This window comes from Rhizobium sp. UFLA01-1127 (assembly GCF_059803845.1).
The window spans coordinates 1-26,231 of sequence record NZ_JAUQTZ010000031.1 but is presented as its reverse complement, the minus strand read 5'-3'; the positions used below and the strand labels follow the sequence as shown (position 1 = coordinate 26,231).

Here is a 26,231-nt window from a genome sequence, read left to right as displayed (position 1 = left end):
CCGACAGGAGCGGCCCATTATTTGTCGTCAGCAACGATTTGTTGGCTCACGCCGCCTTCGCGACCCGGTAGGGATCGAAGCGCCCATAGAAGGTTTCGTCCTTTGCGGCCATGTCCTTCAACAGCGCCGTCGGCTGGAAATGCGAGCCATAGGCGGCGGCCAGCTTTTCGCAGAGTTCCACAAAAGCCTTCACGCCCATGCCGTCGATATAGGACAGCGCGCCACCGGTATAGGGGGCAAAGCCGAAGCCGAGGATGGAGCCGACATCGGCCTCACGCGGATCGGTGACGATGCCTTCTTCGATGGTGCGGGCAGCTTCCAGCGCGATGGTGACGAGGAAGCGCTGCTTCAGCACGTTGACATCGACATCATCGGCCTTCTTCTGCGGATAGAGATCCTTGAGGCCTGGCCAGAGCGATTTCTTCGCCGGTTTCGGCGGATAATCGTAAAAGCCCTCCGAGTTCTTCCGGCCCAGGCGCCCCTCGCTTTCGACGAGACCGCTGATCAGCTGCATGTGACGCGGATCGACAGCCCTCTCGCCAAGATCGGCAACCGTCGCCTTCAGGATCTTGTAGGAGAGGTCGATGGCGACTTCGTCGTTCAGCGCCAGCGGTCCGACCGGCATGCCGGCCATCTTGGCGGCATTCTCGATCATCGCAGCAGGCACGCCTTCGATCAGCATGTCATAGGCTTCGTGGATGTAGCGGAAGACGCAGCGATTGACGAAGAAACCGCGCGTGTCGTTGACGACGATCGGCGTCTTCTTGATCGCCGCGACATAGTCGAGCGCAACGGCCAGCGCATGATCGCCAGTTTCCTTGCCGAGAATGACTTCGGTCAGCATCATCTTCTCCACAGGCGAGAAGAAGTGCACACCGATGAAATCGGCCGGGCGCTTGGAGTTTTTCGCAAGGCCCGTGATCGGCAGCGTCGAGGTGTTGGAGGCGAAGACCGCGCCGGCGGGCAGCACCGCTTCGACGGCCCCGATGACGGCCTTCTTGACCTCGCGATCCTCGAACACAGCCTCGATGACGAGATCGGCATCCTTCAGGTCGGCGTAATCGGCCGAGGGCGTAATGCGGGACAGAAGGGCCGCGCCCTCGTCCTGCGTCAGCCTTCCCTTACCGATCGAATCCTTGACCAGCCCTTCGCCGACGCCCTTGCCCTTGATCGCGGCTTCGATGTCGCGGTCGATGAGCGTGACCGGGATACCGGCGGCCGCGGTGACGTAGGCGATGGAGGCGCCCATGAAGCCGGCGCCGACGACGCCGACTTTCTTCAGCTCCGTCTTCGGCTGCCCGGCCGGACGGCGCGCGCCCTTGCCGAGTTCCTGCATGGAGATGAACAGCGAGCGGATCATCGAATAGGCTTCGGTGGTCTGCAGCACATGGGTGAAATAACGCTGCTCGATCTTCAGACCGGTATCGAAGGGAACCTGCAGGCCTTCATAGACGCATTTGAGAATGGCGAGTGCCGCCGGATAATTGCCCGCCGTCTCGCGGCGCAGGATGGCGGGTGCCGCCGGCCAGAGCTGGGCGGAAGCCGGCGTCCAGATGCCGCCGCCCGGTGCCTTGAAGCCCTTCTCGTCCCAGGGGGCAACCGGCTTCAGGCCATCCTTGATCATCTGCTTGGCGGCGGGGATCAGCTGATCCGGCTCGACCACCTGATGCACGAGATTCATCGCCTTGGCACGCGCCGCCGTCAGCGACTGGCCGGTCGTCATCATCTGCAGGGCGGATTGCGCATCCGCCAGACGCGAGACGCGCTGCGTGCCGCCGGCCCCGGGGAAGATGCCGACCTTGACCTCGGGCAGCGCGATCTTGACGCTCTTGGCGCTCGATGCGACGCGGCCATGGCAGGCGAGCGACAGCTCGAAAGCGCCGCCCATGCAGGTGCCGTTGATCGCCGACACCCACGGCTTGCCGCAGGTTTCGAGCTTGCGGAACAGGCCGGTCATGCGGCCGACAAGATCGAAGAGCTTCTTCGCGGCCGCAGCCGGGTCCTTCGCCTTCTCCTCCTGATAGAAGGAGAACATCGACTTGATCATCGACAGATCGGCGCCGCCGGAGAAGGAGGATTTGCCCGAGGTGAAGACGACACCCTTGACGCTCGCATCGGCGACGGTGGCGTCGACGATGGCGTTCAGCTCTTCCAGGATCTCGGCGGTGAAAACGTTCATGGACTTGCCGGGCATGTCCCAGGTGACGAGCGCAATGCCGTCTGCGTCGGTTTCGACGGTGAAATTCGTATAAGCCATTGGTTTCCTCCCCCTCAGACGCGTTCGACGATCGTGGCGGTGCCCATGCCGGCTCCGATGCAGAGCGTGACCAGTGCAGTGTTGAGATCGCGGCGTTCCAGCTCGTCCAGCACGGTGCCGAGGATCATCGCGCCGGTTGCGCCGAGCGGATGGCCCATGGCAATCGCGCCGCCATTGACGTTGATCTTGTCATGCGGAATCTCGAAAGCCTGCATGTAGCGCAGCACGACGGCGGCGAAAGCTTCGTTCAGCTCGAAGAGATCGATATCGGCGAGCGTCATGCCGGTGCGCTTCAGGAGCTTTTCGGTAACATCGACCGGGCCGGTCAGCATCAGTGCCGGGTCGGAGCCGATATTGGCGAAAGCCTTGATGCGGCCGCGCGGCTTCAAGCCCATGCTCTCACCGCCCGCCTTGGAGCCGAGCAGCACGGCGGCGGCGCCATCGACGATGCCGGAGGAGTTACCGGCATGATGGACGTAGTTGATGCGCTCGACTTCCGGATGCGCCTGAATACCGACGGCCTCGAAGCCGCCCATCTCGCCCGGCAGCTGGAACGAAGGATTGAGCGAGGCGAGCGCCTGCATGTCCGTGCCGGGACGCATATGCTCATCACGGTCGAGAATGGTCAGGCCGTTGATATCCTTCACCGGAATGACCGAATTCTTGAAATAGCCCTTCTCCCAGGCATTGGCGGCGCGCTTCTGGCTCTCGACGGCATAGGCGTCGACATCATCGCGGGAGAAGCCGTATTTGGTGGCGATGAGATCGGCCGATACGCCCTGCGGCATGAAATAGGCCGGGAAGTTGACGGAGGGGTCCATGAACCATGCACCGCCGGACATGCCAAGACCGACGCGCGACATGCTTTCGACACCGCCGGCAATGACGATATCGTCGGCGCCTTGAGCGATTTTGGCCGCACCGAAATTCACCGCATCGAGGCCGGAGGCGCAGAAACGGGAAATCTGCATGCCGGGGGCCTTGGTGGAATAGCCTGCCTCGAAGGCGGCACCTCTCGGGATGACGGCGCCGGCTTCCATGACAGGATCGACGCAGCCCATGATGATGTCGTCAACCGTTTCGGTGTCGAGGCCGTTGCGGTCGCGCAGTGCCTCCAGCGTCTTGGCAGCAAGGCGCACGGACGGCACTTCATGCAGCGACCCATCCTTCTTGCCGCGCCCGCGCGGCGTGCGCACGTGGTCGTAAATGAAAACCTCGGTCATGTCTCATCTCCCTGCAGCAGCTAACGCCGCCTTGCTCAAAAGGCTTCCGCCGCCAGTTCCATCATCGTGTCGGCGCCGGTTTCGATGCGCGCTTTGCGGAGTGCCGTTTCCGGCATGATGCGCTCCATATAGAATCGCGCCGTGACAAGCTTGTTCTTCAGATAGTCCTCGCGCGCGCTGTCGCCAGCCGCAATACCTGCCTGCGCCGCCTTGGCCATCTTCGCCCACATATAGCCCAGGACGACGAGGCCGAAGAGGTGCATGTAATCGGTCGAGCCGGCGCCGGCATTGTCGGGCTTGGCCATGGCGTTCTGCATGAACCACATGGTCGCGGCCTGCACATCGTTCAAGCCCTTCTTCAGATGCTTGGTGAAGAAGGCCATCCGCTCGTCGTTGCGGTTCTCCTCGCAGAAATCGCCGATCTCCTTGAAGAGAGCCATGACGGCGCGGCCGCCGTTCTGCGCCAGCTTGCGGCCGACAAGATCGAGCGCCTGGATACCGTTGGCGCCCTCGTAGATCATGGCGATGCGGGCATCGCGGACATACTGGCTCATGCCGTGTTCCTCGATATAGCCGTGGCCGCCGAAGATCTGCTGCGCCATGACGGCGTGTTCGAAGCCCTTGTCGGACATGACGCCCTTGAGGATCGGCGTCACAAGACCCAGGATATCGTCGGCCGCCTGCCGGTCATTCTCGTCCGGAGAGCGATGGGCGATATCGGATTTCAGCGCTGTCCAGAGCAGAAAGGCGCGGCCGGCCTCGTTGAAGGCGCGGATGGTCATCAACGCGCGGCGGATATCGGGATGGACGATGATCGGGTCCGCCTTTTTGTCCGGTACCTTCGGGCCGGTGAGCGAACGGCCCTGAATGCGCTCGCGAGCATAGTTGGCGGCATTCTGATAGGCGATCTCGGCAATCGACACGCCCTGCAGGCCGACGGCGAGGCGGGCCTCGTTCATCATGACGAACATGGCGTTGAGGCCCTTGTTCTCGGCGCCGATCAGGAAGCCCGTGGCCTCATCATAGTTCATGACGCAGGTGGCATTGCCATGGATGCCCATCTTCTGCTCAATCGCGCCGCAGGAGACCGGATTGCGATCACCAAGCGAACCATCCTCCTTGACGAGGAACTTCGGCACAATGAACAGCGAAATGCCCTTGGTGCCTTCGGGCGCACCTTCGATGCGGGCGAGGACGAGATGGACGATATTGTCCGTCATGTCATGCTCGCCGGCGGAGATGAAGATCTTCTGGCCCGATATTTTGTAGCTGCCGTCCGCTTGCGGGACCGCCTTGGTGCGCAGCAGGCCGAGATCGGTGCCGCAGTGCGGTTCGGTAAGGTTCATGGTGCCAGACCAGGTACCCTCGACCATGTTAGGCAGATAGGTCTTTTTCTGCGCGTCGGAGCCGTGCACGAGGATGGCGGCGATCGCGCCCTGCGTCAGGCCTGGATACATCATCAGCGACATGTTGGCGGCGGAGGTATATTCGCCGACGGCGCAGTGCAGCACGTAAGGAAGTCCCTGCCCGCCGAATTCCTCCGGCACGGCGAGACCCAGCCAGCCACCTTCGCGATAGGCGCGATAAGCTTCCTTGAAGCCCTTCGGCGTCGAGACCGTGCCGTCGTCATGGCGTACGCAACCTTCCTGATCGCCGGAATAATTGAGCGGGAAGAGCACTTCCTCCGCCAACTTGGCGGCCTCGCCGACGATCGCCTCGATCATGTCGGGGGTGGCATCGGCATAACCCGGAAGATTGTTGTAGCGCTCCAGCCCGAGCACATCGTTCAGGACGAAGAGCGTATCGTTCACCGGGGCCTTGTAGACTGGCATTTCTCGAATCCCTCCAATTCGCCGCCGGACCTTGAGATTCCGGCCGCTGGCTTAGTCTTACAAAAAATTGACGTTTGCGTAAACGTCAAATTCGCGCCGCAGGCTGAAATTTTGGTGAGGCGACCGGGGCTCCAGGTACGCAGGCGATGTAAACCTCTCACCGGCATCTTCCCGGCGGGGCCTGCTCGCAAGAATATCGAGGCTTCGGACAGCAGAACCGAAATAAAAGGTTAAGACTTCCGTCAAACTTAACGAGTTGTTTACCACGTTTCGTAAATTGTACGAGTTGAGCAGCAGTGCTTCGCGCTTCTTCAATTTATCCTTTGATGGCGCGCTGTCTTTGCAGCTCGGTTTGAGGAAAGCCAATACATTTATCCCTTTCCGAACGGCGGAATGCGGACAGCGCAGTGATGCGGCAATGTCCTTCTTTCGTCAGCATAACGGCCCGGGGCGGTCGATAGTTCGAGGCGAGCAAAAGATATGAGCGGATCGCGATCAAATCCTGCAGGCACGGGCGACTGGACATCGCTGGATGCCTTGAGCCGCACGATCGAGGGGCTGGAGGCGCGCATAGAGGGGCTGATGGGCACTGCCGCTTCGCGCGACACGCGCCAGCGCGTCGCCGTCGGCCATGCGCCCGAGCGAGCCGCTGCGCCGGAGCGGATGCCGCCTCGCCCGGAACGGGAGCCATATGCCAGCCGCCCCTACGAACGTCCCCTGCGCGGCGAGCGCCAGGACATCGATCCCCGTCCCGATCCGCTCGCCGAGATCCGTCAGCGCCAGCGCGCGCTTGAAGCAAACCGCGAGCGTCTGCAGGCGCGCCGCGAGGAAATCGTGCATGCCGAGCCGCAGCCGGCACGACGCCCGATCGACAGCTATTCCCAGCGCCAGCCGGTGCGGGCCGCCGCCGAAGCGCCGGTCGACATCGCCCAGGCGCTCGTGAACCTTCGTCAGGATCTCAAGCGCGACATCGCCGAGAGTGTGACCCGCGAAGTCAACGCCTTGCGCGCCGAAATCCGCGATATCCGCGAGAACACTCAGGACAAGCATTTCGTCGCCGATGTGCGCGAGGACATGGCGCGGCTTGCCGACAGCATCAACCAGCTCGCCGGCCAGCCGGAGACCGCCGGCCTGAAAGCCGAGTTCGACGAGCTGCGCTCGCTGATGGACGGCCTCGCCCGCGAAGAATCCCTGCATCATGTGGGGCGCCAGGTTAAAGCGATCGATACGGCGGGCCTGCAGGACGAGCTCGTCTCCCTCGCCTATCGTCTCGATGACATCAAGCAGCATCTCGGCGGCATGAACGACAGTCCGGCCGTGCATGCGCTGGAAAACAAGCTGCTGACGATCGCGACCGCGATGGAGAGCCTCGGCTCCATGATGCAGCCGCAGGATCAGGCGATGCAGCGGCTGGAAGGTCGCTTGAGCGGCCTTGCCGACCAGATCGATCTGATGCACCGCGACTCAGCGCGCCGTCTGCCGGCCGACGATCTTTCCGGCCGTCTCGAGGCGCTCGCCATGCGCATCGATGAGCTGGGCAGCGCCAAGGCCGTCGCCCGACTGGAAGAACGCCTGGACCAGCTTTCGCACCTGATGGAACGCTCGCAGAAGGCTGCGCCGCAGCCCGAGCTCGTTACCTATCTCGCCGACATCTCCCACAAGATCGATGCGCTCGAACACGGGTCTGTCGGCAATGTGCTGGCGGACCGTCTGGATTATCTCGCCCGCCGCATCGACGAGATGGATTTCCACCCGCCGGTCCCGGCCGCCAGCATTGACGACGGCATGGTGCGGCGCCTGGAAGGACGCCTCTCCGACATTGCCGCACGGCTTGAAGCCAGCACGGCCGCACCGCCCACGGATACGCAGGCACTGCGCAATCTCGAAGAGCAGATCGCCCATCTCTCGACATTGCTGACGCACGAACCACGGGCTGCCGCCGATCACTTGCCGGCCGATTTCGACCGCCGGATGAGCGCGATCGAAGACTACATGGCAACCAACGACGAATATATCATCGAGGCGGCACGCCATGCGGCGGAAACCGTCGTCGAGGCTTATTCGCGCGAAGGCGCGATGGGCAATGGCGTACAGGCGGCCGACATGTCCGCACTGACGGCGCTTGCCGAAGACCTTCGCCACCTGGAGGATATCAGCCGCGCCAGCGACGAACGCACACACCGCACCTTCGAGGCCCTGCACGATACGCTGCTGCAGATCGCCGACCGGCTCGACCACATGGAGCATCGCAAGCCCGCGCCGGCCATGCCCGTCGCGAGCTTCGAAAGCGACGTCTTCGCCGAAGAGGATATGCCGGCCATAAAACCGCCGATGGCTGTGCAGCAGCAGAAGGCTGGCCCGATCATCCGCACGGTTGCACCCGCCGAATCCACGGTCGCCTCCGAAGTCGCGGTCGCACAGGCGATCGACGCCAACACGAAGGCTGAAATCAAGGCTGCAGCCAAGAAGAGCGGCAAGACCAGCCTGTTCGTGAGCATCGGCAAACGTTTCTTCACCCCGGAAAAAGCAGAGCCGATCTTTCTGCCGGACCGCCCCGTGATCGAGCAGGCGCCGTCGATCGATCCAGCTGACGTACTGCCCGGCGAAGAGGCCAACGAGCTGCTGGAGCCAGGCTCCGGCGCACCCGACATCAAGAAGATCCTGGAGCGCGTGCGTGCGAGCCAGAATGCCTCCCGCAACGGAAATGCCCGCCAGCCGACCGAAAACGAACGGGCCGACTATATCGCCGCGGCCCGGCGCGCCGCCCAGGCGGCAGCTATGGAAGTCGACCTGACGCAGCGCTCGGCGCCGGCCTCCAGGAAGGACGCGAAACAAGGTGGCGTGTTCTCACGCTTCCGCCGGCCGATCCTGCTTGCGATAGGCGCCGTCGTGCTCGCCATCATGGCCTATCCGCTGGCGAACGCGCTGACGCGCGGCCAGAAGGCACCGGTCCCCGCAGCCATCTCGGCGACGGCGCCGGCTTCTGGCGGTGCCGCAACCACCAGTGCCGCCGGCAACACGGCCTCATCCGACAGCAATCAGCAGCCTGCTGCGAGCCAAACCGCAACACCAGCGGTTTCCCCAACGGGCGCAGCAGAAGCCGGGCATGCAACGGCGCCGGCCAGCCCCGCCACCGCACCGGCAGGCGATCACCTGACGACGGCGGCTCCGCTCGGCGGAGACCAGGCGGCAGGCGAGACCTTGATTCCTGCCGGCAGCGCCGCACCTGCACAGCAGACAGAAGCCTTTGTCCAGACCAACCCGGCGGCCGCGACCGCACCCGCCGCCACCCCGGCAGCGCCAGACATCACTGTGCCCGATGGCATCCAGCCGCCGTCGCTCGTCTCTGCAGCCAAGTCGGCCGACCCGGTTGCGCTCTTCGAGATCGGCGCACGCTATACGGATGGCCGCGGCGTTGCCGCCGACATGAAGCAGGCTGCAAGCTGGTACCAGCTCTCGGCCGACAAGGGCTATGCGCCCGCACAGTATCGCCTTGCCAGCATGTACGAGAAGGGCAATGGCGTCGATCGCGATCTCGTCAAGGCCAAGCAATATTACGAGCAGGCCGCCAATCAGGGCAACGCCAGCGCCATGCACAATCTCGCCGTCCTCTTCGCTTCGGGCGCGGCCGGACCACAGGACTACGATACGGCCGCAAACTGGTTTATCCGCGCCGCCAATCTCGGCGTTTCCGACAGCCAGTTCAACCTCGCGATCCTCTATGCGCGCGGCAACGGCGTGAAGCAGGATCTGCAGGAATCCTATAAATGGTTCGCGATCGCCGCAAAGAGCGGCGACAAGGATGCCGCCCAGAAGCGTGATGAAGTCGCCAATGCCATGAAGCCGGCCGATCTCGAAGGCGCCCGCGCCAAGGTCGACCTCTGGAAAGTACAGGCTGCCGACCCAAAGGCCAACGGCACCGACATCCCCGATGAATGGACCACCGGAAAGGGTGTGAACACGGCCTCGATTGACATGAAGAAGGCCATCCGCAACATTCAGGCCATTCTCAACAAGAATGGTTTCGATGCCGGCGCACCGGATGGAACCATGGGCGAAAAGACGGTCGCCGCTCTGAAGAGCTTCCAGAAGTCGGTGGGCCTGCCAACGGATGGACGGGTGACCGATCAAGTCGTAAAGGAACTGCTCGCCCGCAACAAGTAAACCTCAGGGTTCCCGCGGAAAGCGATCCATCGAAAATGCCGGCGCAATTGCGCCGGCATTTTGTTGAGCGGGGACTGACCGGCCCCGCCTGGTGCCGCCGTTCCTGCTTACTCCGCAAGACAACGTCACAGAAAAGCGGAAAAAAACGGGTTAGAGTATGGCTGGCCATTCCAAAACTGATGCAGGGCGGCTTTTCCTAAGGCTCTGGCAATGATTTCAGATTAGAATCCGCCGTTTAAGGGGAAAATAGGCTTCGGTCATCGTGCCGAAAGGCCTCAAACGGGAACAAGGCGTGACGATCTATCTGCCGATCGCAGAACTGTCGGTGAATATCCTCATCATTCTCGGCATGGGCACAGCCGTAGGATTTCTGTCCGGCATGTTCGGTGTCGGCGGCGGCTTCCTGATCACACCGCTTCTGATCTTCTACAATATCCCACCCGTTGTAGCAGTCGCCACCGGCGCCAATCAGGTCGTTGCCTCCTCGGTTTCCGGCGCGCTCAGCCATTTTCGCCGCGGCTCGCTCGACCTGAAACTGGGTACGATCCTCCTTGCCGGCGGTCTGGCGGGGGCAACATTCGGCCTCTGGCTGTTCGTGCTTTTGCGCAGGCTCGGCCAGATCGACCTGATCATCTCTCTGATCTACGTGGTTCTGCTCGGCACAGTGGGCAGCCTCATGCTGTGGGAGAGCATACGTGCCATGCGCCGGGCGGCGGGCAAGCTGCCGCCGGCAGCCGCCAAGCCGCGCCATCACAACTGGGTGCAGCGCCTGCCGCTGAAGCTGCGGTTCAAGAAATCCAAGCTCTATCTCAGCGCCATTCCGGTGATAGGCCTCGGCTTCTTCGTCGGCATGCTGACGCCGATGGGCATCGGCGGCGGCTTCATCCTCGTGCCTGCCATGATCTACCTGCTGCGCGTGCCCACAAACGTCGTCGTCGGCACTTCGCTGTTCCAGGTCATCTTCGTGACGGCCTTCACGACAATCGTTCAGGCAGCCACCAACTATTCCGTCGATATCATCCTGGCCTTCCTGCTGATGGTGGCCGGCGTCGTCGGTGCACAATACGGCGTTCGCGTCGGCCAGAAGCTGCGCGGCGAACAATTGCGGGCGCTCCTCGGCCTCCTCGTTCTGGCCGTCGGCCTTCGCCTCGTCATCACTCTCGTAGTCACGCCTGCGGACGTCTATTCCGTCATCATGGAAGGGGTGAGCCGATGAGAGGGTCCGGACTGCTCCTTGCTGCCACGCTTTTGTTTTTACCGCTCTCCGCACAGGCGCAGGTACTGCTCGATCAGCCGACAACCTCGACGACGGCGCGCGAGACGATGGAAATCGGCACCTCGACGAGCGAGATCGCCATCACCTCGGATTTCGCCGGCGCCGACCTTACGATTTTCGGCGCCCTTTCCAATACCGATCAACTGCTTCTGGCGATCGGCCAATACGATATCGTCGTCGTGCTGGACGGCCCGCGCGAGAATGCCACGGTTCGCAGGAAGGAGCGCGTCTTCGGCATCTGGGTCAACACCCGCTCGATGACGTTCGAACATGTGCCGGAAGCCTATTCGCTGTCGAGCACGCGCGCCGTCGACAACATCACCACACCGCTCGAACTCAGCGATCGCGGCATCGGCGTCGATCATATTCCCCTCACCCCGCTCGGCTTCGTCGGCAATGTCGGCGATGTGCCGGAATTCCGGCAGGCTTTCCGGCGGTTGCAGTCGGCAGGCGGCCTCTACGAAAGCGACCCGGCGGGAGTGCGCTTCGTCAGCTCCTCGCTTTTCAAGGCGACCCTCAGGATTCCCGCCAACGTGCCGAACGGTGTACACACCGTCCGCGCCTACCTCTTCAAGAGCGGCAAGTTCCTGAGCGAGAAATCCCTGCCGCTGCGCGTCATCAAGACAGGCATAGAGCAAATGATCACGGATGCGGCGCATCAGCAGCCGATCAGCTATGGCGTGTTTTCCGTATTGCTGGCTCTCGTTACCGGATGGGGTGCAAGCTTCATGTTCCGGAAGAGCTGATCAGCCGCCTTCCCGGCGATTGACGACCTCGAGATAGGCCTCGGTCAACCGGCCAAGCACCGAAGGTGTGTCGGGCGGAAGCGCCTTGCCGAGATGCTTGGCGCGCAGCTCCTCCATGAAATCCTCCCAGAGCTTTTGGCCGCCGTCTTCCAGAAGCTCGGCGCGGATCGACAGCTTCTCCGATACCGGAAGATGCTTGCGGCCCCAGGCGCCCATATGGGCAAACAGCGGCACAAGATCGATCGCCATTTCCGTTAGGCTGTAGACGGCCTTCTGCTTGTGGGTCGGATCATCGTTCCGGGTCAGGAGGCCCCGTTCGACCAGCCGCTTCAGACGGTCCGCGAGGATGTTGGAAGCAATGCCCTCCTCGGAATTCTGCAGCAGTTCACGAAAATGCCGGCGATTGCCGAACATGATGTCCCTGATGACGATCAGGCTCCAGCGGTCGCCGAGAATTTCCAGCGTCAGATTGATCGGGCAGCCGGAACGATGCAGTGCGTCCATGATGATCTCCAAAAACCACTTGCATTTTGCCATCAGTGCAGCTAGCTTGCAACCGATTGCTTTTAGCAACCAGTTTTGATTACGACATGGTTATCACAATGGAGGAAGTGATGAGGAAGCTCGTTGTCTGGAATCTCATGACGCTCGACGGCTATTTCGAGGGAACCAAGCCCTGGGACCTCGATTTTCACATGCTCGCCTGGGGTGATGAGCTGGAACACTACGCGACCGAGCTCGGCAAGGAAGGCGATCTGCTGATCTTCGGCCGCAAGACCTATGAGGGCATGGCCGCCTATTGGCCGACCGCAACGGAAGCGCCCGAGATTGCCGCCTATATGAACGGCATCGCCAAGATCGCCGCCTCGCGGACGCTTGATAAGGCGGAGTGGAACAATACCCGCGTCGTCAGCGACGTTGTTGCCGAAGTGAAAAAGCTGAAGCAGGAACCCGGCAAGACCATGTTCGTCTTCGGCAGCGCCGAGGTGACGGACGTGCTGCTCAAGGCGGGGCTTGTGGATGAACTCAGGATCTGCCTCGTTCCGGTCGTGCTCGGCGCCGGCAATCCGCACTTCAAGCGGACAACCGAACAGCGACCGATGAAGCTCATCGATTCACGCCCGTTGAAGACCGGCGCGGTGATCCTGCGCTATGAGCCAGCGAAGGCAGCCTAGGCCGAAAGATTGCCAAACCGGACGGAGTAGATGCGATCGCGGCCAAGCAGATGCGCAATCAGGCTTTCCCGCGCGAAGAGGCCAGCCATGGCCTTGTGGCGCAGATCGAGACCACCGGTCATCACACCGAAGGCCGGCATCAGCAGGCGAGCGCCATCCGTCGCGAAGCACGGGCGGCGCACCGATTTCTCCCGGCGCCGAACCGTGGCCGAGGGGTGCAGGTGGCCGGCGATTTCGCCTGTCTGTAGGCCTGCTTTCGGTTCGTGGCGGAAGGTGAGTCCGCCATAATGCATCTCGTCGACCGAATGGCCGGGCAGGTCGACCGTGCCGTCGGGATCGTGGTTGCCGTTGATCCAGATCCATTCGCGGCCGCGGGCCATATTGACGATAAGGCTGCGAAATTCTTCCGGCAGATGTTGCGAACCGACGCGATCATGAAAATTGTCGCCGAGCGAAACGACGAGTTTCGGATCGTATCGGGAGATGACGGCGGAAAGGACAGTGAGCGTCGCCAGCGTATCATAGGGCGGCAGCAGCATGCCGCGACGGGCGAAGGCGGCTCCCTTTTCCAGATGCAGATCGGAGACGACGAGAATGCCGGCATCCGGCAGATAGAGCGCACCGAGCGGATCGCAGACGGCAGCAATGCCCTCTACGACGGTCTCGACGCCGGACGCGCTGGCTGCGCCGCTGCCTTGAGCATTTATATCTCGCACTAGCGCCATGCGGTTCATCACTTTAACAATCTACCTTCGTCGTCTGCTTTGCGGCACCCCTATTCCATCGCCTCGCGGATCAGATCGTCGGCCGCTTCCGCAAGCAGGGAATCATGAGCTTCGCCAGGCACCGGCACCTTGCCGATTTCCAGCATCACCGGCACGGCGAGCGGGGAAATATGGTCGAGCGCCCGATGGGTGATATGGCCCTTGATTCGCCTCAGCATATCCGCAAGACGGCCAATATCCAAAAGCCCGGTCGCGGCATCCTGCCTCGTCGCCTGCAGCAGGATATGATCGGGCTCGTGGCTGCGCAGCACGTCGTAGATCAGATCGGCCGAGACGGTCACCTGGCGGCCGGTCTTTTCCTTGCCGGGATGCCGGCGCTCGATCAAGCCGGCAATCACGGCGCAATTGCGGAAGGTACGCTTCAGCAGGAAGGATTCGTCAAGCCACGCTTCGAGATCGTCGCCGAGCATATCCTCGTCGAAGAGATCGGAGAGGCTGAGACGGCCGTTGGCGATCATCAGCCCCATATCCTCCAGACCCCAGATGCCGAGGGAATAATCGGTCGCGACGAAGCCCATGGGCTTGGCGCCGACGCGCTCGAGCCTTCGGGTCAGGAGCATGCCGAGCGTCTGGTGCGCCAGCCTGCCCTCGAAAGGATAGGCGACCAGATAGGCGCGGCTGCCGCGTGGAAAGGTCTCGATCAGAAACTCGTCTCGCTTCGGCAGCAGCGACTTCTCTTTTTGAATTTCCAGCCAATCCCGCACCTGATCCGGCAGGCGCCGCCGCCGGTCGGGATCGGCAATCATCGTCCGCACCTGATCGGCAAGGTAGGTCGAGAGCGGAAACTTGCCGCCGGCATAGGAGGGAATTTTCGGGTCCAGCGAGAAGGCCTGCGAGGCCAGGCATTCGCTTTCGCGGATACCCTCGAAACGCAGCACCTTGCCGGAAAAGAGGAAAGTATCGCCAGGAGCCAATTGCTCGACGAAATATTCCTCGACCTTGCCGAGCGGCGCGCCGCCTCTTCCGAGCGAACCCAGCGCATTGCGTTTCACCATGCGGATATTCAGCATCGCCTCTTCGACGATGGTGCCGAGATTCAGCCGGTATTGCTGGGCGACCTGCGGATTGGAGACGCGCCAGCGGCCATCCGCCATCTTGCGGATGCGGGCATAGCGCTCGTAGGTTCTGAGCGCATAGCCGCCGGTCGCGACGAAATCGACGATGCGCTCGAAGGTCTCCCAGGAAAGCTCGGCATAGGGAGCGGCGCTCTGAACCTCGTCATAAAGCTCCAGCATGTCGAAGGGTTCGGCGCAGGCCATGCCGAGCACATGCTGGGCGAGAACGTCGAGCGCTCCTGCGCCGATGGGTGGCGTATCCTGCGCGCCGGTATAATTGGCATCCAGCGCTCCCTGGCATTCCATGACTTCGAAGCGGTTGGCCGGCACCAGGATCGCCTTCGACGGCTCGTCCATGCGGTGGTTGGCGCGGCCGATGCGCTGGGCAAGGCGGCTTGCACCTTTCGGCGCACCGACATGGATGACAAGATCGACGTCGCCCCAGTCTATGCCGAGATCGAGCGTCGATGTGGCGACGACAGCGCGCAGCCGGTTTTCCGCCATGGCCGCCTCCACCTTGCGGCGCTGACCGACATCGAGCGAGCCGTGATGCAGGGCGATTGGCAGGTTGTCGTCATTGGCCGACCACAGCTCTTGGAACAGCATTTCGGCCTGCGACCGAGTGTTGACGAAAAGCAGCGTCGTGCGATGCGCCTTCAGCTCGCGATAGATATCGGGGATGGCATATTTGGCGGAGTGGCCGGACCAGGGGATGCGCTCTTCCGTCGCAAGGATCGAGATATCGGGCTTGGCGCCGCCCTCGACAATGACGAGGCCGGAATGGCACTCTTCCCCCGGCCGCTGCGCCACCAGCCATTTCTGCAGGTCCATGGGATCGGCGACCGTCGCTGACAGACCGATGGTCTGCACGCGGGGCGCCAGCTTGCGGATGCGGGCAAGGCCGAGCGACAGCATATGGCCGCGCTTGGAGGTGACGAGCGAATGCAGCTCGTCGAAGACGATGTATTTCAGATCCTTGAAGAAACGCTCGGCCTCGCGATTGGCGAGCAAGAGCGCCACCTGCTCCGGCGTCGTCAGCAGAATATCGGGCGGATTGAGCTTCTGCCGCTGGCGCTTGCCGCTTGGCGTATCGCCGGTACGGTTCTCGACTGTGACAGGCAGGCCCATTTCCGACACGGGCTTCATCAGGTTGCGCTCGATATCGACCGCCAGCGCCTTCAGCGGCGAAATATAGAGTGTGTGGATGCCGGTGAAGGCCGAGCCTGGCGGGATCTTGCCGCGCCGGGTGAGATCGGTGAGCGACGGCAGGAAACCGGCAAGCGTCTTGCCAGCACCAGTGGGCGCAATCAGCAGCGTGCTTTCGCCGGCTTCGGCGCGCGCCAGCAGCTCCAGCTGATGGGCACGCGGCTGCCAGCCCTTTTCCGCAAACCAGCGGGTGAAGGGGGCAGGTAAAGTAAGGGGATGCTGCGCGTCGATCTGGTCCACGGGGTTCAATGTAATGGATATGCGGCGGATGAGAAGCGGGGGCGTATCGTTGACTTTGGTGTTCTTCGAGAGTGTGCACCCCTCTCTGTCCCTTCGTGACATCTCCCCCACAAGAGGGGAGATCGGTAATTTGTGGCGCCTGCCTGCCTTAAATAATCTTTGCGTCTGCGGAAACAGAAGCCCGATGCTGGCCGAGGTGCAGCGGCATACTCCAAACGATCTCCCCTCTTGTGGGGGAGATGTCACGACAGCGACAGAGGGGGGTATCGAACGCACGGCATATTCCGACCTCACCTTACCACAGCCCAACTTAAAGGGTCTTGACTCTCATCATAATCGCGGATAAAAAATATCCATGATTAGGAAGGCACGAAGATGAAGCTCGGAGACGGCGTCGAACAATCCATCCATTGCGTTGGCATGCTGGCTGGCCTTTCGGATGGCGGCGTGCTTTCGGCGGCGGCGCTCGCCGAGTTTCACGGTGTCTCTGTCAGCTATCTTCTGAAGCATCTGCAGGCGCTTTCGGGCGCCGGCATTCTCGATACCGTGCCGGGGCCGAAGGGCGGCTACCGGCTGGCGCGCAAGCCGGAGGAGATCACCCTTCTCGATATCGTGCTGGCGGCTGAAGGCCCCGCGCCCGCTTTCCGCTGCGCGGAAATCCGCCAGCGCGGTCCGAACCCGCTCGAGGGGCGCTACTTCGCCAAGCCCTGCGGCATCAATGCCGCCATGCTGGCCGCAGAGCGCGTCTATCGGGCCGAATTGGCAAAGACAACTATCGCCGACGTGCTGACAGATCTTCAGCAGACGGACACGGACGGTGGCATAGCCGCGAGAGGCTGCGCCTTTCTGGCACTTCATGAACGCAAGACTAGAAACTGAACCTCAAGCTTTAAACCCAAGGAGAAGACCCATGCATCCGCGTTTCAACTTCGCCAAAGCCTCCCCCGACTCCTACAAGGCCGTATCCGCGCTGGAGAACTTCGTTCAGAGCAGCGGCCTCGAACGCCGTTTCATTCACCTGATCAAGCTTCGCGCCTCGCAGATCAATGGCTGCGCCTACTGCGTCGACATGCATTCAAAGGAAGCCCGCCACGATGGGCTCAGTGAACAGTGGATCAACCTGATGTGCGTCTGGTGGGAATCGCCTGTCTACGACGACCGCGAACGCGCCCTGCTCCGCTGGGTCGACTCGGTGACCAAGATTGCCCAGACCGGCATTCCGGATGCCGATTTCGAGCCGCTGAAGCAGCATTTCAGCGAAGAAGAGATCGTCAAGATCACCGTTGCGATCGGCACGATCAACATTTGGAACCGCCTCGCCGTCGGCTTCCGTTCGCAGCACCCGGTGGATGCGGCAAGCAAGGCTGCTTGACGAGATAGATGCGATTGCCGGAGAGTCCCCCTCTGTCACTTCGTGACATCTCCCCCACAAGGGGGGAGATCGTTGGGGCGCATCGTTGGTTCCGCAAAGTAAGGCACGATCGTTCAAGAGATACGATGCCTGTTATTTTACGATGACAATACTGCGGGTGACCAATCTCCCCCCTTGTGGGGGAGATGTCACGACAGTGACAGAGGGGGGTGCCGCACAGGCAACGAGATCAAAAGCTGCGGTCAATCCTCAAATCATATCCCCAGATACAATTATGGCGTCGATCCAGAAGACCGACGCCATACTCAATACTTAGGCAGCAACCGAGCCGAAACCAGCCGTCGGAACTTCTGAGATGGTCTTCAGTACCTGCGAAGCGATCTGGTAGGGGTCGCCTTGCGAGTTCGGGCGACGATCTTCGAGGTAGCCCTTATAGTCGTTCTTGATGAACGAGTGCGGAACGCGGATCGAAGCGCCGCGGTCGGCAACGCCGTAGCTGAACTTGTTCCACGGAGCCGTTTCATGCTTGCCGGTCAGGCGCATGTGGTTGTCCGGGCCGTAGACGGCGATATGGGCTTCGAGGTTCTTGTCGAACTGAGCCATCAGCGCTTCGAAATAGGCCTTGCCGCCGACTTCGCGCATGAACTTTGTCGAGAAGTTGCAGTGCATGCCCGAGCCGTTCCAGTCGGTATCGCCGAGCGGCTTGCAATGGAACTCGATGTCGATGCCGTACTTTTCGCAAAGGCGCAGCAGCAGGTAGCGTGCCATCCAGATCTGGTCGGCAGCCTTCTTGGAGCCCTTGCCGAAAATCTGGAATTCCCATTGACCCTTCGCCACTTCGGCGTTGATGCCTTCGTGGTTGATGCCTGCTTCGAGGCAAAGGTCGAGGTGCTCTTCAACGATCTCACGGGCGACGTCGCCGACGTTCTTGTAGCCGACGCCGGTGTAATACGGGCCTTGCGGAGCCGGATAGCCGGATTCCGGGAAGCCGAGCGGACGGCCGTCCTTGTAGAAGAAGTATTCCTGCTCGAAGCCGAACCATGCGTCTTCATCGTCGAGGATGGTCGCGCGGCTGTTGGATTCGTGCGGGGTGACACCATCCGGCATCATGACTTCGCACATGACGAGAGCGCCGTTGGTACGGGCCGGGTCCGGATAGATCGCGACCGGCTTCAGCACGCAATCGGAGCTGCGGCCTTCGGCCTGCATCGTCGACGAACCGTCGAAGCCCCAAAGCGGAAGCTGCTCGAGCGTCGGAAATGCGTCGAATTCCTTGATCTGCGTTTTACCGCGCAGGTTCGGTACCGGGGTGTACCCGTCGAGCCAGATGTACTCGAGCTTATATTTCGTCATTACGCACCTCATAACAGTTAATCAGGCGAAGTAGGAAAAACTTGGCCGGCGCGCCCGCCGGAAAATCCCTCACTACGAACGGCTGCCAAGAGAGATGCATGTGCCGTGCCAGATCGCATCGATATCGCGTCCACCGAACGAGATTTTTACGATTCAGGCATATTCGGACGAGAATTCGGGCGTCAACTATCGGATTCTTTTTCAAATCGCGGCCCACGGCTCCAATCGAATTGCCAAGATGTCGCAGGCGCGCGGGCTTAAAAATGGATCGGAAAATCAGCAGATCAAAGAAACGGCATTAGCCGCACCATCTTCTAATTGCCTACAATTTCATCATTTAGCATTTTTTTTAAGCGAAATGGTGATATTCGCCTTCGGCCCTGCTATATATGAGTTGTCTCTTGAAGCGCATCCGCTTGAACACCAAAAAGGGAGAGACACGAATGGCAATTGGTACTCGGCACGAAACCGCAAAGATCTATCAGTTTTCCGTTACGGCCCGCTCCACGGCGGTGAGCCAGCGCCCGAAGGTGAACCTTACCCCGGATATCGGCCCGACTATCGCGACGGCCGCCTTCGACAGCTGGTATCACGAAGCTGCGATCGTCGAATCCGACGAGACGCGCAAACAATAGGCTTCAGCCTCACAGCGCTATATAGCGATCCGAGCGATGATTGATCGCCACGAAGAGATTGAGCGCGATCGCGCCGATCACCGAGCAGATGACTACCGGAGGCGTGGTCACCGCAAAAGCGACTGCGAGCACGCATAGGTCGATTGCCAGCTGCACCAGCCCTGCTCTGATGCCAAAACGCTCCTGCAGATAGATCCCCAGAATACCGACGCCGCCGAGGCTGGCGCGATGGCGATAGAGCGCGAGCAGGCCGAAGCCGAGAAGAATGCCGCCGAGGACCGCCGACCATAGCGCATTGATATGCGCGACATCGAAGAGCAGCGGCTGCAGGTTGGTGAGCAGCGAGGTCAGCGTGATGGCGATGAAGGTCTTGACGGTGAAGACCGGGCCGAGCTGCTTCAGCGACAGATAGAAGAACGGCAGATTGACCACGAAGAAGGCCAGGCCGAAGTTCACACCGATCGCGTAATGCAAGAGAAAGGCGATGCCGGCGGTGCTGCCCGTAAGAAGACCGGCGCTTGAAAGACAGAACAGCCCGAGCGACGAAATCAGGCTCCCGGTCAGGATGCCTTGAACGTCCTCGACCCATGAATGCCGGGTCGCGGATGTATTCCAGACGCCAAATGCGCTCTTCGCGTTCGCCATGTGCTTTCCCCTGTGTTTCAAGGCTTTTTGCTGAAAGCTCCGACAACAATCAAGCGAAAATACGTAAGCAATACTGACCTATTTGAAATTCGCAAGATTCGAAATCGTCAGGCCGATTTCCGCGTAATGAACAGAATGCCGTGGACCGGTTTTCCGCCATCCATGCGAATGACGCTGCGCGCGAGATCCAGCACGATGAAACCGTGATCGGCCAAAGCTTCCCTGACATAGGCTTCCGAATGGGCAAAGCGCAGCGAATCGCGCAGTATGTAGCCATCCGCCTGCCCGGCATCCTCAACGGAAAAGGCAAAGACTGCGCCCTCGGCCGCAAGCTTCGCCACGATCGCCATCACGCCTTGAAGGTTGCCGAGATACATCAGCACGTCGGCGGCGGTGACCAGATCCGCCCGGCCGGCGGCAAGTCCTGCCTCAAACACACCTGATAGATCCGGCTCCAGCGACAGGTCGGCCTGGCCGAGATGATCGTAGACATGCTTCTCCGCCGCCTTGGCGAGCATACCTTTCGACAGATCGTAACCTTCCAGCCGATCGACCGTTGCGCGGATTTCGGGTCCGAGCAGGCCCGTGCCGCAGCCGAGATCGATGGCGATACGGAAATGTTTCGGGATATCGGCCGTTTTTGCAATCAGCGCCGCAAGCTTGCCGGGCACAATATAGCCGAGCTTTTCGAGAAGCGAGGTTTCGAAGCGATCGGCATAATCGTCGAACAATCGCTCGACATAGAGGCTGGGCGGCCGGTCCGGCACGTCGGCACCGCCGAGCACCGCAAGCTTCAGGCGGGCGCCGAAGACATCGCCCTCGTCAAGCGCCAGCACCTCGTTCAGCGCGGCGATCGCGCCCGGCTGATCGCCGGCCTTTTCGCGATAGGTCGCGAGCGTGAACCAGCCTGCCGCCCAGCGCGGCGCCAGCTCCAGCGCCTGCTCCATCAGCTCGGCGGCGCTCGCAGGCTCTCCGCTTTCGGCAAGCATCTTCGCATAATCGGCACGGCGGTCGGCGATGACATCGCCGGAGGAAAGCTGGCTTGGCAGCATGGGTTTTTTCCTGTTTGACGCTCGCCTTTGAACGCGGCCATAAAAAAACTCAAGTCCTATTTCAGGCAGACGCTAGTTTGAGATGCGTGCCGGCCAAAAGTGCTTGCGAGTCGCAGGTGCCGGCCCTATCTCAACACCGACCGACTGCCATCATGGAGACGTCAGCATGTCCGATCAGGTGAACAGATTCCTCGGCGACTCGCCGGGCCGAACGCTGGTGAAGCTCGTCATCGTGTCGCTCGTCGTCGGCTTCGTGATGAAGTTCTTCGGCTGGCGGCCGCTCGATTTCCTCAATGGCGTCCGCCGCTTCCTGCTCGATCTCTGGCACACCGGCTTCGCAGCTCTCGGCGAGTTCGGCGACTACGTGCTGCTCGGCGCCTCCATCGTCATTCCGATCTTCATCATACTTCGTTTGTTCAACTACCGCAGCTGACATGACCTCCCAGACACTGACCTTGACGCGCCGCGATACGCTGCGCCTCGCCGCTCTTGCGCTCACGGCATCCGTCGCAAGCTGCGCCACACCGCCGACCCATGTTTCCAACACGCCGGCCAGCGATCAGACCGCCTCCGCCCTGCCGCTCGTCAATGCGCTGCGCGCCAGGAACGGCCTGCCGCCCTTGAAGATCGACGGGGCCGCCAGTGCCGCCGCCATCTACCAGGCGCGGCGCATGGCGGATGCCCGCAAGATGGAGCATCTGATCGGCATCGGCGACGATTTCGGCAAGCGCGTCAAGGCAAGCGGCGTCAAGCTGCCGGCCGCCGAGAACATTGCCGAGGGTCAGAGCGACGTGAATGCCGCGGTGACGGCCTGGATCAATTCGCCGAAGCATTTGCACAACATGCTCGGCAAATATGACGGGCTTGGCGTCGCCCTCGCCTATGATCCCTCTTCCGGTGGCAGGCCCTATTGGTCCATGGTGCTTTCCTCGGATTGAGGAGGCGCAAGGTAATATGGATGTCCGGCAGGAGAGCGGAAAGGTTCGGCCCTTCGACGTGACGCATCGGCTGGTGCTGTCGATCGCGCTTCCGATGACGCTCGGCTTCATGACGACGCCGCTGCTCGGCCTCGTCGATACCGCAGTCGTCGGCCATCTCGGCCAGCCGGATGCGCTGGCGGGGCTCGCAATCGGCGCGGTGCTGTTCGACCTTCTCTTTGCGAGCTTCAACTTCCTGCGCGCTTCGACGACGGGACTGACCGCCCAGGCCTATGGCCGCCACGATAGGCACGAGCAACAGGCCGTCTTCTGGCGCGCCATGATCTCGGCGCTCGGCTGCGGCATCGTGATCGTCCTCATGTCGCCACTTCTGCTCTGGCTTGGCATCGAGCTGATGGGACCGCAAGGCGGCATTGCCGATGCGACGCGCACCTATTTCTCCATCCGCATGCTGTCGGGACCGGCGGCGCTTGCCAATTACGCGCTGCTCGGCTTCGTGCTCGGCCGCGGTCAGGGCCGCATCGGGCTCCTGCTGCAGACCGTCATCAACGGCGTCAATATCGTGCTCGCCATCCTGCTCGGTCTCTGGCTCGGCTGGGGTGTGGCCGGCGTCGCCTGGGGCACGCTGATCGGCGAAGCGAGCGGCATGCTGCTGGGGCTTGCTATCGTGCTGCGCAGCTTTGCCGGCGAAGAAAGGCCGGCGCGCGCAGAATTGTTCTCGCGCACCAAGCTCACGCAGCTCTTCGCGCTCAACCGCGATATCCTCATCCGCACCTTCGTGCTCATCGGCGCCTTCACGCTGATGACGCGCATCGGCAACAGCTTCGGCGCCGTCATGCTGGCCGCCAATGCCGTGCTGATGAACTTCTTTTTGTTATCTGGCTATTATCTCGACGGGCTGGCAAACGCGGCCGAACAGATCACCGGCCGCTCGATCGGCGCCAATTACCGGCCAGCCTTCGAGCGCGGGTTGAAGCTGACTGCGCTCTGGTCCTTCGGGCTGGCGCTTGCCGCCGCGATCTTCTTCTTCACCGCCGGGCCGGCCTTGATCCGCCTGCTGACCACGTCGGAAGAGGTCCGAGTGACAGCCGGAACCTATCTGCCATGGGCAGCCATTACCGGGCTGACCGGCGCGCTCGCCTTCCTGATGGACGGGGTCTTCATCGGCGCCACTTGGTCGCGCGAGATGCGCAACAAGATGCTGCTGTCTTTCGGCGGATACGTCATGGCGCTTGCCGTTTTCGTGCCGACACTCGGCAATCATGGCCTGTGGATGGCCATGAACGCCTTCCTGCTGTTTCGCGGCATCTTCCTGGCCATGGGCCTGAAGAAGCGGGCGGATCAGACGTTCCGGTTCGCCCAGTAATCCAGCTTGGCATCGCGCAGGTCTCGGATCGATCCGGCACGCTCGCGGTCGAGCAGCTTCGACAGGCCGGAAACGATCTGTGCCGGCAAACCCGGCCCTTCATAGACCATGCAGGAATAAAGCTGGACGAGATCGGCACCGGCCTTGATCTTCTCAAGCGCCGTTTCCGCGGACGACACGCCGCCAACGCCGATGATCGGCAGCGCTGAACCAACGCGGCGACGCATCTTGGCGAGCACCGTGGTCGATTTTTCAAAGACAGGCTTGCCGGAAAGGCCGCCCGCTTCCTTGGCCTGCCGCTGATCCTTCAGCCCATCACGCGACAGCGTGGTGTTGGAGACGATCAGGCCATCCAGGCCATGCGACAGCGCTTCCGCGGCGATATCGTCCATGCCTTCCTCCGTCAGATCCGGTGCGATCTTGAGAAAGACGGGAATGCGCTTGCCGGCCTTCGCCGCCTCTTCCTCGCGAGCGGCGAGCACAGCCGACAGCAGAGCGGACAGGCTTTCGCGCCCTTGCAGATCGCGCAGGCCCGGCGTATTGGGCGAGGAGATGTTGGCGGTGAAATAACGCGCAACCGAATAGAAACGGCGGATGCCGGCGACGTAATCGGCGATGCGGTCGGCGCTGTCCTTGTTGGCGCCAATGTTGACGCCGATGATGCCGTTGCCGCGGATTGCTTTCAGCCGCTGGAATGCAGCCTCGTGGCCCTCGTTGTTGAAGCCGAGGCGGTTGATGACGCCTTCGTCCTCGACCAAGCGGAAGATGCGCGGGCGCGGGTTGCCGGGCTGCGCCTTCGGTGTGACCGTACCGATCTCGGTAAAGCCGAAACCGAGCTTCAGCAGCGCCTCCGGCACTTCGGCATTCTTGTCATAGCCGGCAGCCATGCCGATCGGATTGGCAAGATCGAGGCCGGCCACGGTCTGGCGCAGACGCGGATCGGCGCTTACGCGGCAGGCTGGTATGAGGCCGGATTTCAATACCGCTATCGACATGCCATGGGCAGTTTCCGGATCGAACAGGAACAGGCCGCGCCGGCCGAGATCGCGAAAGGCGCCGATCATTCCGGCATCTCCGGAAAGATATGAGCGCCATCGTCGCCGATCGGCAGCGGCTTCTCCCAGAGCACGGCCGAAAGCGGCAACGGCGCATAGAGATGCGGGAAGAGATCGCCGCCGCGTGAGGGTTCGAAGAGCAACTTGTCTCCAAGGGCATCGCCGTCGACCGCCACCAGCAGCAGGCCGGTTTGCCCCGCGAAATAGAGTTCGGCGGTTTTTTTTGCCTGTTTCGCGGTGGAGAGATGAATATAGCCGTCGGTCAGATCGATCGCCGCGCCATGAAAAACGCCGGTTTGTCTGGCTTGCTGCCAGAGCGCGTCCGGCACGATCTTGTAAACCACTGGCATGGCGGTCATCATCCCTCTGTAAAGCTGTCCTGATAGGGCTTTGCACGAAAACATCGGCCGATGTCCACGCTTTCCGTGATGGATTTGGGATTTAACGCAGAAAATCCGGAGGATGACATGACGAAGGAACTGAAATTCGGCCTTGCAGCCATGCTTGTGCCCGCTGCTTTTCTTCTCTCCATACCGGCGCTTGCGGCAGAGCCGGATACCACGCGCTTTCAGCTGGAGCGCAGCGGCGATCATTTCATCCGCTTGGACAAGCAGACCGGCGCCATGTCCATCTGCCAGGACCAGAGCGGCAATCTTGTCTGCCGCATGGCCGCCGACGAGCGCAGCGCCTATGACGACGAGCTGGATCGCCTGTCCGACCGCGTGACGAAACTGGAAAAGACAGTCGCCGCAAACAAGGGCTCCAGCCTGCCTAGCGATGCCGATGTCGACCGCACGCTCGGCATCATGCAGAAATTCATGCGCGGCTTCATGGGCATGGCGAAGGAATTCCAGAACGAGCAGCCGGACGTCAAGCCGCAGCCGCAAAAGACCTGAGGCCGGCAAAAGGCCGCACGATGAAAGCACGGGGATAAAGGACCGTATTCCTATGCCGGTCTTTACTCGCCAAAATGCCTCGGTTAACCTTTTCTAAAGAGCAGAGTGCCGGGCGAGCCGGCGCGGATACCGAGCGGCGATGCTGTCACACGAGCAGATATGGGGTGCGATCGACCGGCTTGCCGAGCGGCATGCCTTGACCGCTTCCGGCCTCGCCCGCCGCGCCGGTCTCGACGCCACCTCTTTCAACAAATCCAAGCGGTTGGGCCAGGATGGACGCCTGCGCTGGCCATCAACGGAATCGATCGCCAAGATTCTGGATGCGACCGGCGCAAGTCTCGAGCAGTTCCTCAGTTTCATCCGCCCGGCCGAACCGCCAGGCGCGGCACTCGTGAAAGGAATCCTGCCGCCCGGGAACTCCATCCCGCTGATCGGCTTCGCCCAGGCGGGCGCCGGCGGTTTCTTCGATGACGGCGGCTTCCCCGCCGGCCAGGGCTGGGACATGGTAGAATTTCCCGTTGCCGCCGGGCAAAGGGCGGGCGCCTATGCGCTCGAGGTGCAGGGCGAAAGCATGTTGCCGCTCTATCGCGACGGCGATATTCTGATCGTCGAGCCAGGCGCTCAGATCAGAAAAAACGACCGTGTCGTTGTGAAGACCCGAGAGGGCGAAGTCATGGCGAAGGTCCTGCTGCGGCAGAGCGCGAAGTCGATAGAGCTCCTGTCGCTCAACCCGGAACACCCCAACCGCAGCTTCGACCTTGCGGATGTGGAATGGATTGCCCGGATCATATGGGCCAGCCAATAGGAAAGTTTTCTCGTTATGCGTCGTGATATTTGGCTTGCAGGTGTGGCAGGCGCGATCGTCGGTTCTTGGTTGACCCTCGTCGCTATACAGCTCGGTGAGCATGGCTTCAGCCTGCCCCGCCGGGACCATAACGCCACCACGGCCGAGGCCGATCC

At 61.6% G+C, this 26,231-nt stretch carries 23 protein-coding genes; 12 read left to right on the top strand and 11 right to left on the bottom strand.

Annotated elements, in window-relative coordinates:
* Positions 1-46: 46 nt before the first annotated feature.
* The 3 genes from Q4Q11_RS10340 to Q4Q11_RS10330 are packed head-to-tail and all read right to left on the bottom strand — an operon-like array spanning position 47 to position 5,312.
* The gene (locus Q4Q11_RS10340; RefSeq protein WP_498569430.1) at positions 47-2,257 is read right to left on the bottom strand and encodes a 3-hydroxyacyl-CoA dehydrogenase NAD-binding domain-containing protein; all 2,211 of its coding nucleotides are present in this window, start codon (positions 2,255-2,257) and stop codon (positions 47-49) included.
* A gap of 14 nt (positions 2,258-2,271) precedes the next feature.
* Positions 2,272-3,480, bottom strand: coding sequence for an acetyl-CoA C-acetyltransferase (locus Q4Q11_RS10335; protein ID WP_498569429.1), 1,209 nt, complete (start codon positions 3,478-3,480; stop codon positions 2,272-2,274).
* Between the two features lie 35 nt (positions 3,481-3,515).
* On the bottom strand, positions 3,516-5,312 hold the full coding sequence (locus tag Q4Q11_RS10330) for an acyl-CoA dehydrogenase C-terminal domain-containing protein (RefSeq protein WP_498569428.1): 1,797 nt from the start codon (positions 5,310-5,312) through the stop codon (positions 3,516-3,518).
* 480 nt (positions 5,313-5,792) lie between these two features.
* Here Q4Q11_RS10330 and Q4Q11_RS10325 point away from each other — a divergent pair, with 480 nt between their 5' ends.
* The 3 genes from Q4Q11_RS10325 to Q4Q11_RS10315 all read left to right on the top strand — a co-directional run bounded on the left by Q4Q11_RS10325 (position 5,793) and on the right by Q4Q11_RS10315 (position 11,498).
* Complete coding sequence (locus tag Q4Q11_RS10325) at positions 5,793-9,476, top strand: peptidoglycan-binding protein (protein WP_498569427.1); 3,684 nt, start codon at positions 5,793-5,795, stop codon at positions 9,474-9,476.
* 292 nt (positions 9,477-9,768) lie between these two features.
* Positions 9,769-10,692, top strand: coding sequence for a sulfite exporter TauE/SafE family protein (locus tag Q4Q11_RS10320; protein WP_112506786.1), 924 nt, complete (start codon positions 9,769-9,771; stop codon positions 10,690-10,692).
* Positions 10,689-11,498, top strand: a complete 810-nt coding sequence (locus Q4Q11_RS10315; protein WP_113213914.1) for a TIGR02186 family protein — start codon at positions 10,689-10,691, stop codon at positions 11,496-11,498. The genes Q4Q11_RS10320 and Q4Q11_RS10315 overlap by 4 nt, the downstream gene beginning before the upstream one ends.
* On the opposite strand, the gene Q4Q11_RS10310 is transcribed toward Q4Q11_RS10315, so the two are convergent.
* Entirely contained in the window at positions 11,499-12,002 is a 504-nt protein-coding gene (locus Q4Q11_RS10310; RefSeq protein ID WP_498569426.1) for a winged helix-turn-helix transcriptional regulator, read from the bottom strand.
* A gap of 110 nt (positions 12,003-12,112) precedes the next feature.
* Here Q4Q11_RS10310 and Q4Q11_RS10305 point away from each other — a divergent pair, with 110 nt between their 5' ends.
* A complete protein-coding gene (locus Q4Q11_RS10305) occupies positions 12,113-12,673 on the top strand; it encodes a dihydrofolate reductase family protein (RefSeq protein WP_113213916.1) in 561 nt (186 codons plus the stop codon).
* On the opposite strand, the gene pdeM is transcribed toward Q4Q11_RS10305, so the two are convergent.
* Both pdeM and Q4Q11_RS10295 read right to left on the bottom strand, forming a co-directional pair.
* Entirely contained in the window at positions 12,670-13,407 is a 738-nt protein-coding gene (pdeM, locus tag Q4Q11_RS10300) for a ligase-associated DNA damage response endonuclease PdeM (RefSeq protein WP_498569425.1), read from the bottom strand. The genes Q4Q11_RS10305 and pdeM overlap by 4 nt on opposite strands.
* Before the next feature lie 41 nt (positions 13,408-13,448).
* Positions 13,449-15,959, bottom strand: a complete 2,511-nt coding sequence (locus Q4Q11_RS10295; protein ID WP_498569442.1) for a ligase-associated DNA damage response DEXH box helicase — start codon at positions 15,957-15,959, stop codon at positions 13,449-13,451.
* 375 nt (positions 15,960-16,334) lie between these two features.
* Between Q4Q11_RS10295 and Q4Q11_RS10290 the strand changes: the two genes are divergently transcribed.
* Both Q4Q11_RS10290 and Q4Q11_RS10285 read left to right on the top strand, forming a co-directional pair.
* Positions 16,335-16,838, top strand: coding sequence for an RrF2 family transcriptional regulator (locus Q4Q11_RS10290; RefSeq protein ID WP_498569424.1), 504 nt, complete (start codon positions 16,335-16,337; stop codon positions 16,836-16,838).
* Positions 16,839-16,869: 31 nt separating this feature from the next.
* Positions 16,870-17,331, top strand: coding sequence for a carboxymuconolactone decarboxylase family protein (locus Q4Q11_RS10285; protein WP_112506528.1), 462 nt, complete (start codon positions 16,870-16,872; stop codon positions 17,329-17,331).
* Between the two features lie 312 nt (positions 17,332-17,643).
* On the opposite strand, the gene Q4Q11_RS10280 is transcribed toward Q4Q11_RS10285, so the two are convergent.
* The gene (locus Q4Q11_RS10280) at positions 17,644-18,684 is read right to left on the bottom strand and encodes a glutamine synthetase beta-grasp domain-containing protein (protein ID WP_095433900.1); all 1,041 of its coding nucleotides are present in this window, start codon (positions 18,682-18,684) and stop codon (positions 17,644-17,646) included.
* A 443-nt stretch (positions 18,685-19,127) separates the two neighbouring features.
* Between Q4Q11_RS10280 and Q4Q11_RS10275 the strand changes: the two genes are divergently transcribed.
* On the top strand, positions 19,128-19,319 hold the full coding sequence (locus tag Q4Q11_RS10275) for a DUF2735 domain-containing protein (RefSeq protein WP_498569423.1): 192 nt from the start codon (positions 19,128-19,130) through the stop codon (positions 19,317-19,319).
* A 9-nt stretch (positions 19,320-19,328) separates the two neighbouring features.
* Here the strand turns inward: Q4Q11_RS10275 and Q4Q11_RS10270 are convergent, their stop codons facing one another.
* Entirely contained in the window at positions 19,329-19,964 is a 636-nt protein-coding gene (locus tag Q4Q11_RS10270; protein WP_498569422.1) for a YitT family protein, read from the bottom strand.
* Positions 19,965-20,071: 107 nt separating this feature from the next.
* Positions 20,072-21,016: a class I SAM-dependent methyltransferase gene (locus Q4Q11_RS10265; protein ID WP_498569421.1), complete on the bottom strand. Its 945-nt coding sequence runs from the start codon at positions 21,014-21,016 to the stop codon at positions 20,072-20,074.
* Between the two features lie 166 nt (positions 21,017-21,182).
* On the opposite strand from Q4Q11_RS10265, the gene Q4Q11_RS10260 reads away from it, so the two are divergent.
* From Q4Q11_RS10260 to Q4Q11_RS10250, 3 genes are read left to right on the top strand one after another with little or no spacing between them, the layout of a single operon-like run.
* Positions 21,183-21,449: a DUF6460 domain-containing protein gene (locus tag Q4Q11_RS10260; protein ID WP_112506514.1), complete on the top strand. Its 267-nt coding sequence runs from the start codon at positions 21,183-21,185 to the stop codon at positions 21,447-21,449.
* A gap of 1 nt (position 21,450) precedes the next feature.
* Positions 21,451-21,954 carry a CAP domain-containing protein gene (locus Q4Q11_RS10255; protein ID WP_112506511.1) on the top strand — a complete coding sequence of 168 codons (504 nt, stop codon included), beginning with the start codon at positions 21,451-21,453 and terminating at the stop codon, positions 21,952-21,954.
* 16 nt (positions 21,955-21,970) lie between these two features.
* Positions 21,971-23,320, top strand: coding sequence for an MATE family efflux transporter (locus tag Q4Q11_RS10250; protein ID WP_498569420.1), 1,350 nt, complete (start codon positions 21,971-21,973; stop codon positions 23,318-23,320).
* Here the strand turns inward: Q4Q11_RS10250 and Q4Q11_RS10245 are convergent.
* Together Q4Q11_RS10245 and Q4Q11_RS10240 are read right to left on the bottom strand one after the other, a co-directional pair.
* Entirely contained in the window at positions 23,296-24,384 is a 1,089-nt protein-coding gene (locus Q4Q11_RS10245; protein ID WP_498569419.1) for a quinone-dependent dihydroorotate dehydrogenase, read from the bottom strand. The two genes, Q4Q11_RS10250 and Q4Q11_RS10245, sit on opposite strands and share 25 nt — an antisense overlap.
* Positions 24,381-24,737, bottom strand: coding sequence for a DUF952 domain-containing protein (locus Q4Q11_RS10240; protein ID WP_112506502.1), 357 nt, complete (start codon positions 24,735-24,737; stop codon positions 24,381-24,383). Before Q4Q11_RS10240 ends, Q4Q11_RS10245 begins: the two co-directional genes overlap by 4 nt.
* A 105-nt stretch (positions 24,738-24,842) precedes the next feature.
* On the opposite strand from Q4Q11_RS10240, the gene Q4Q11_RS10235 reads away from it, so the two are divergent.
* Positions 24,843-25,271, top strand: coding sequence for a hypothetical protein (locus tag Q4Q11_RS10235; RefSeq protein WP_112506782.1), 429 nt, complete (start codon positions 24,843-24,845; stop codon positions 25,269-25,271).
* A gap of 139 nt (positions 25,272-25,410) precedes the next feature.
* Entirely contained in the window at positions 25,411-26,076 is a 666-nt protein-coding gene (locus Q4Q11_RS10230; RefSeq protein WP_112506499.1) for a S24 family peptidase, read from the top strand.
* Positions 26,077-26,231 lie beyond the last annotated feature (155 nt).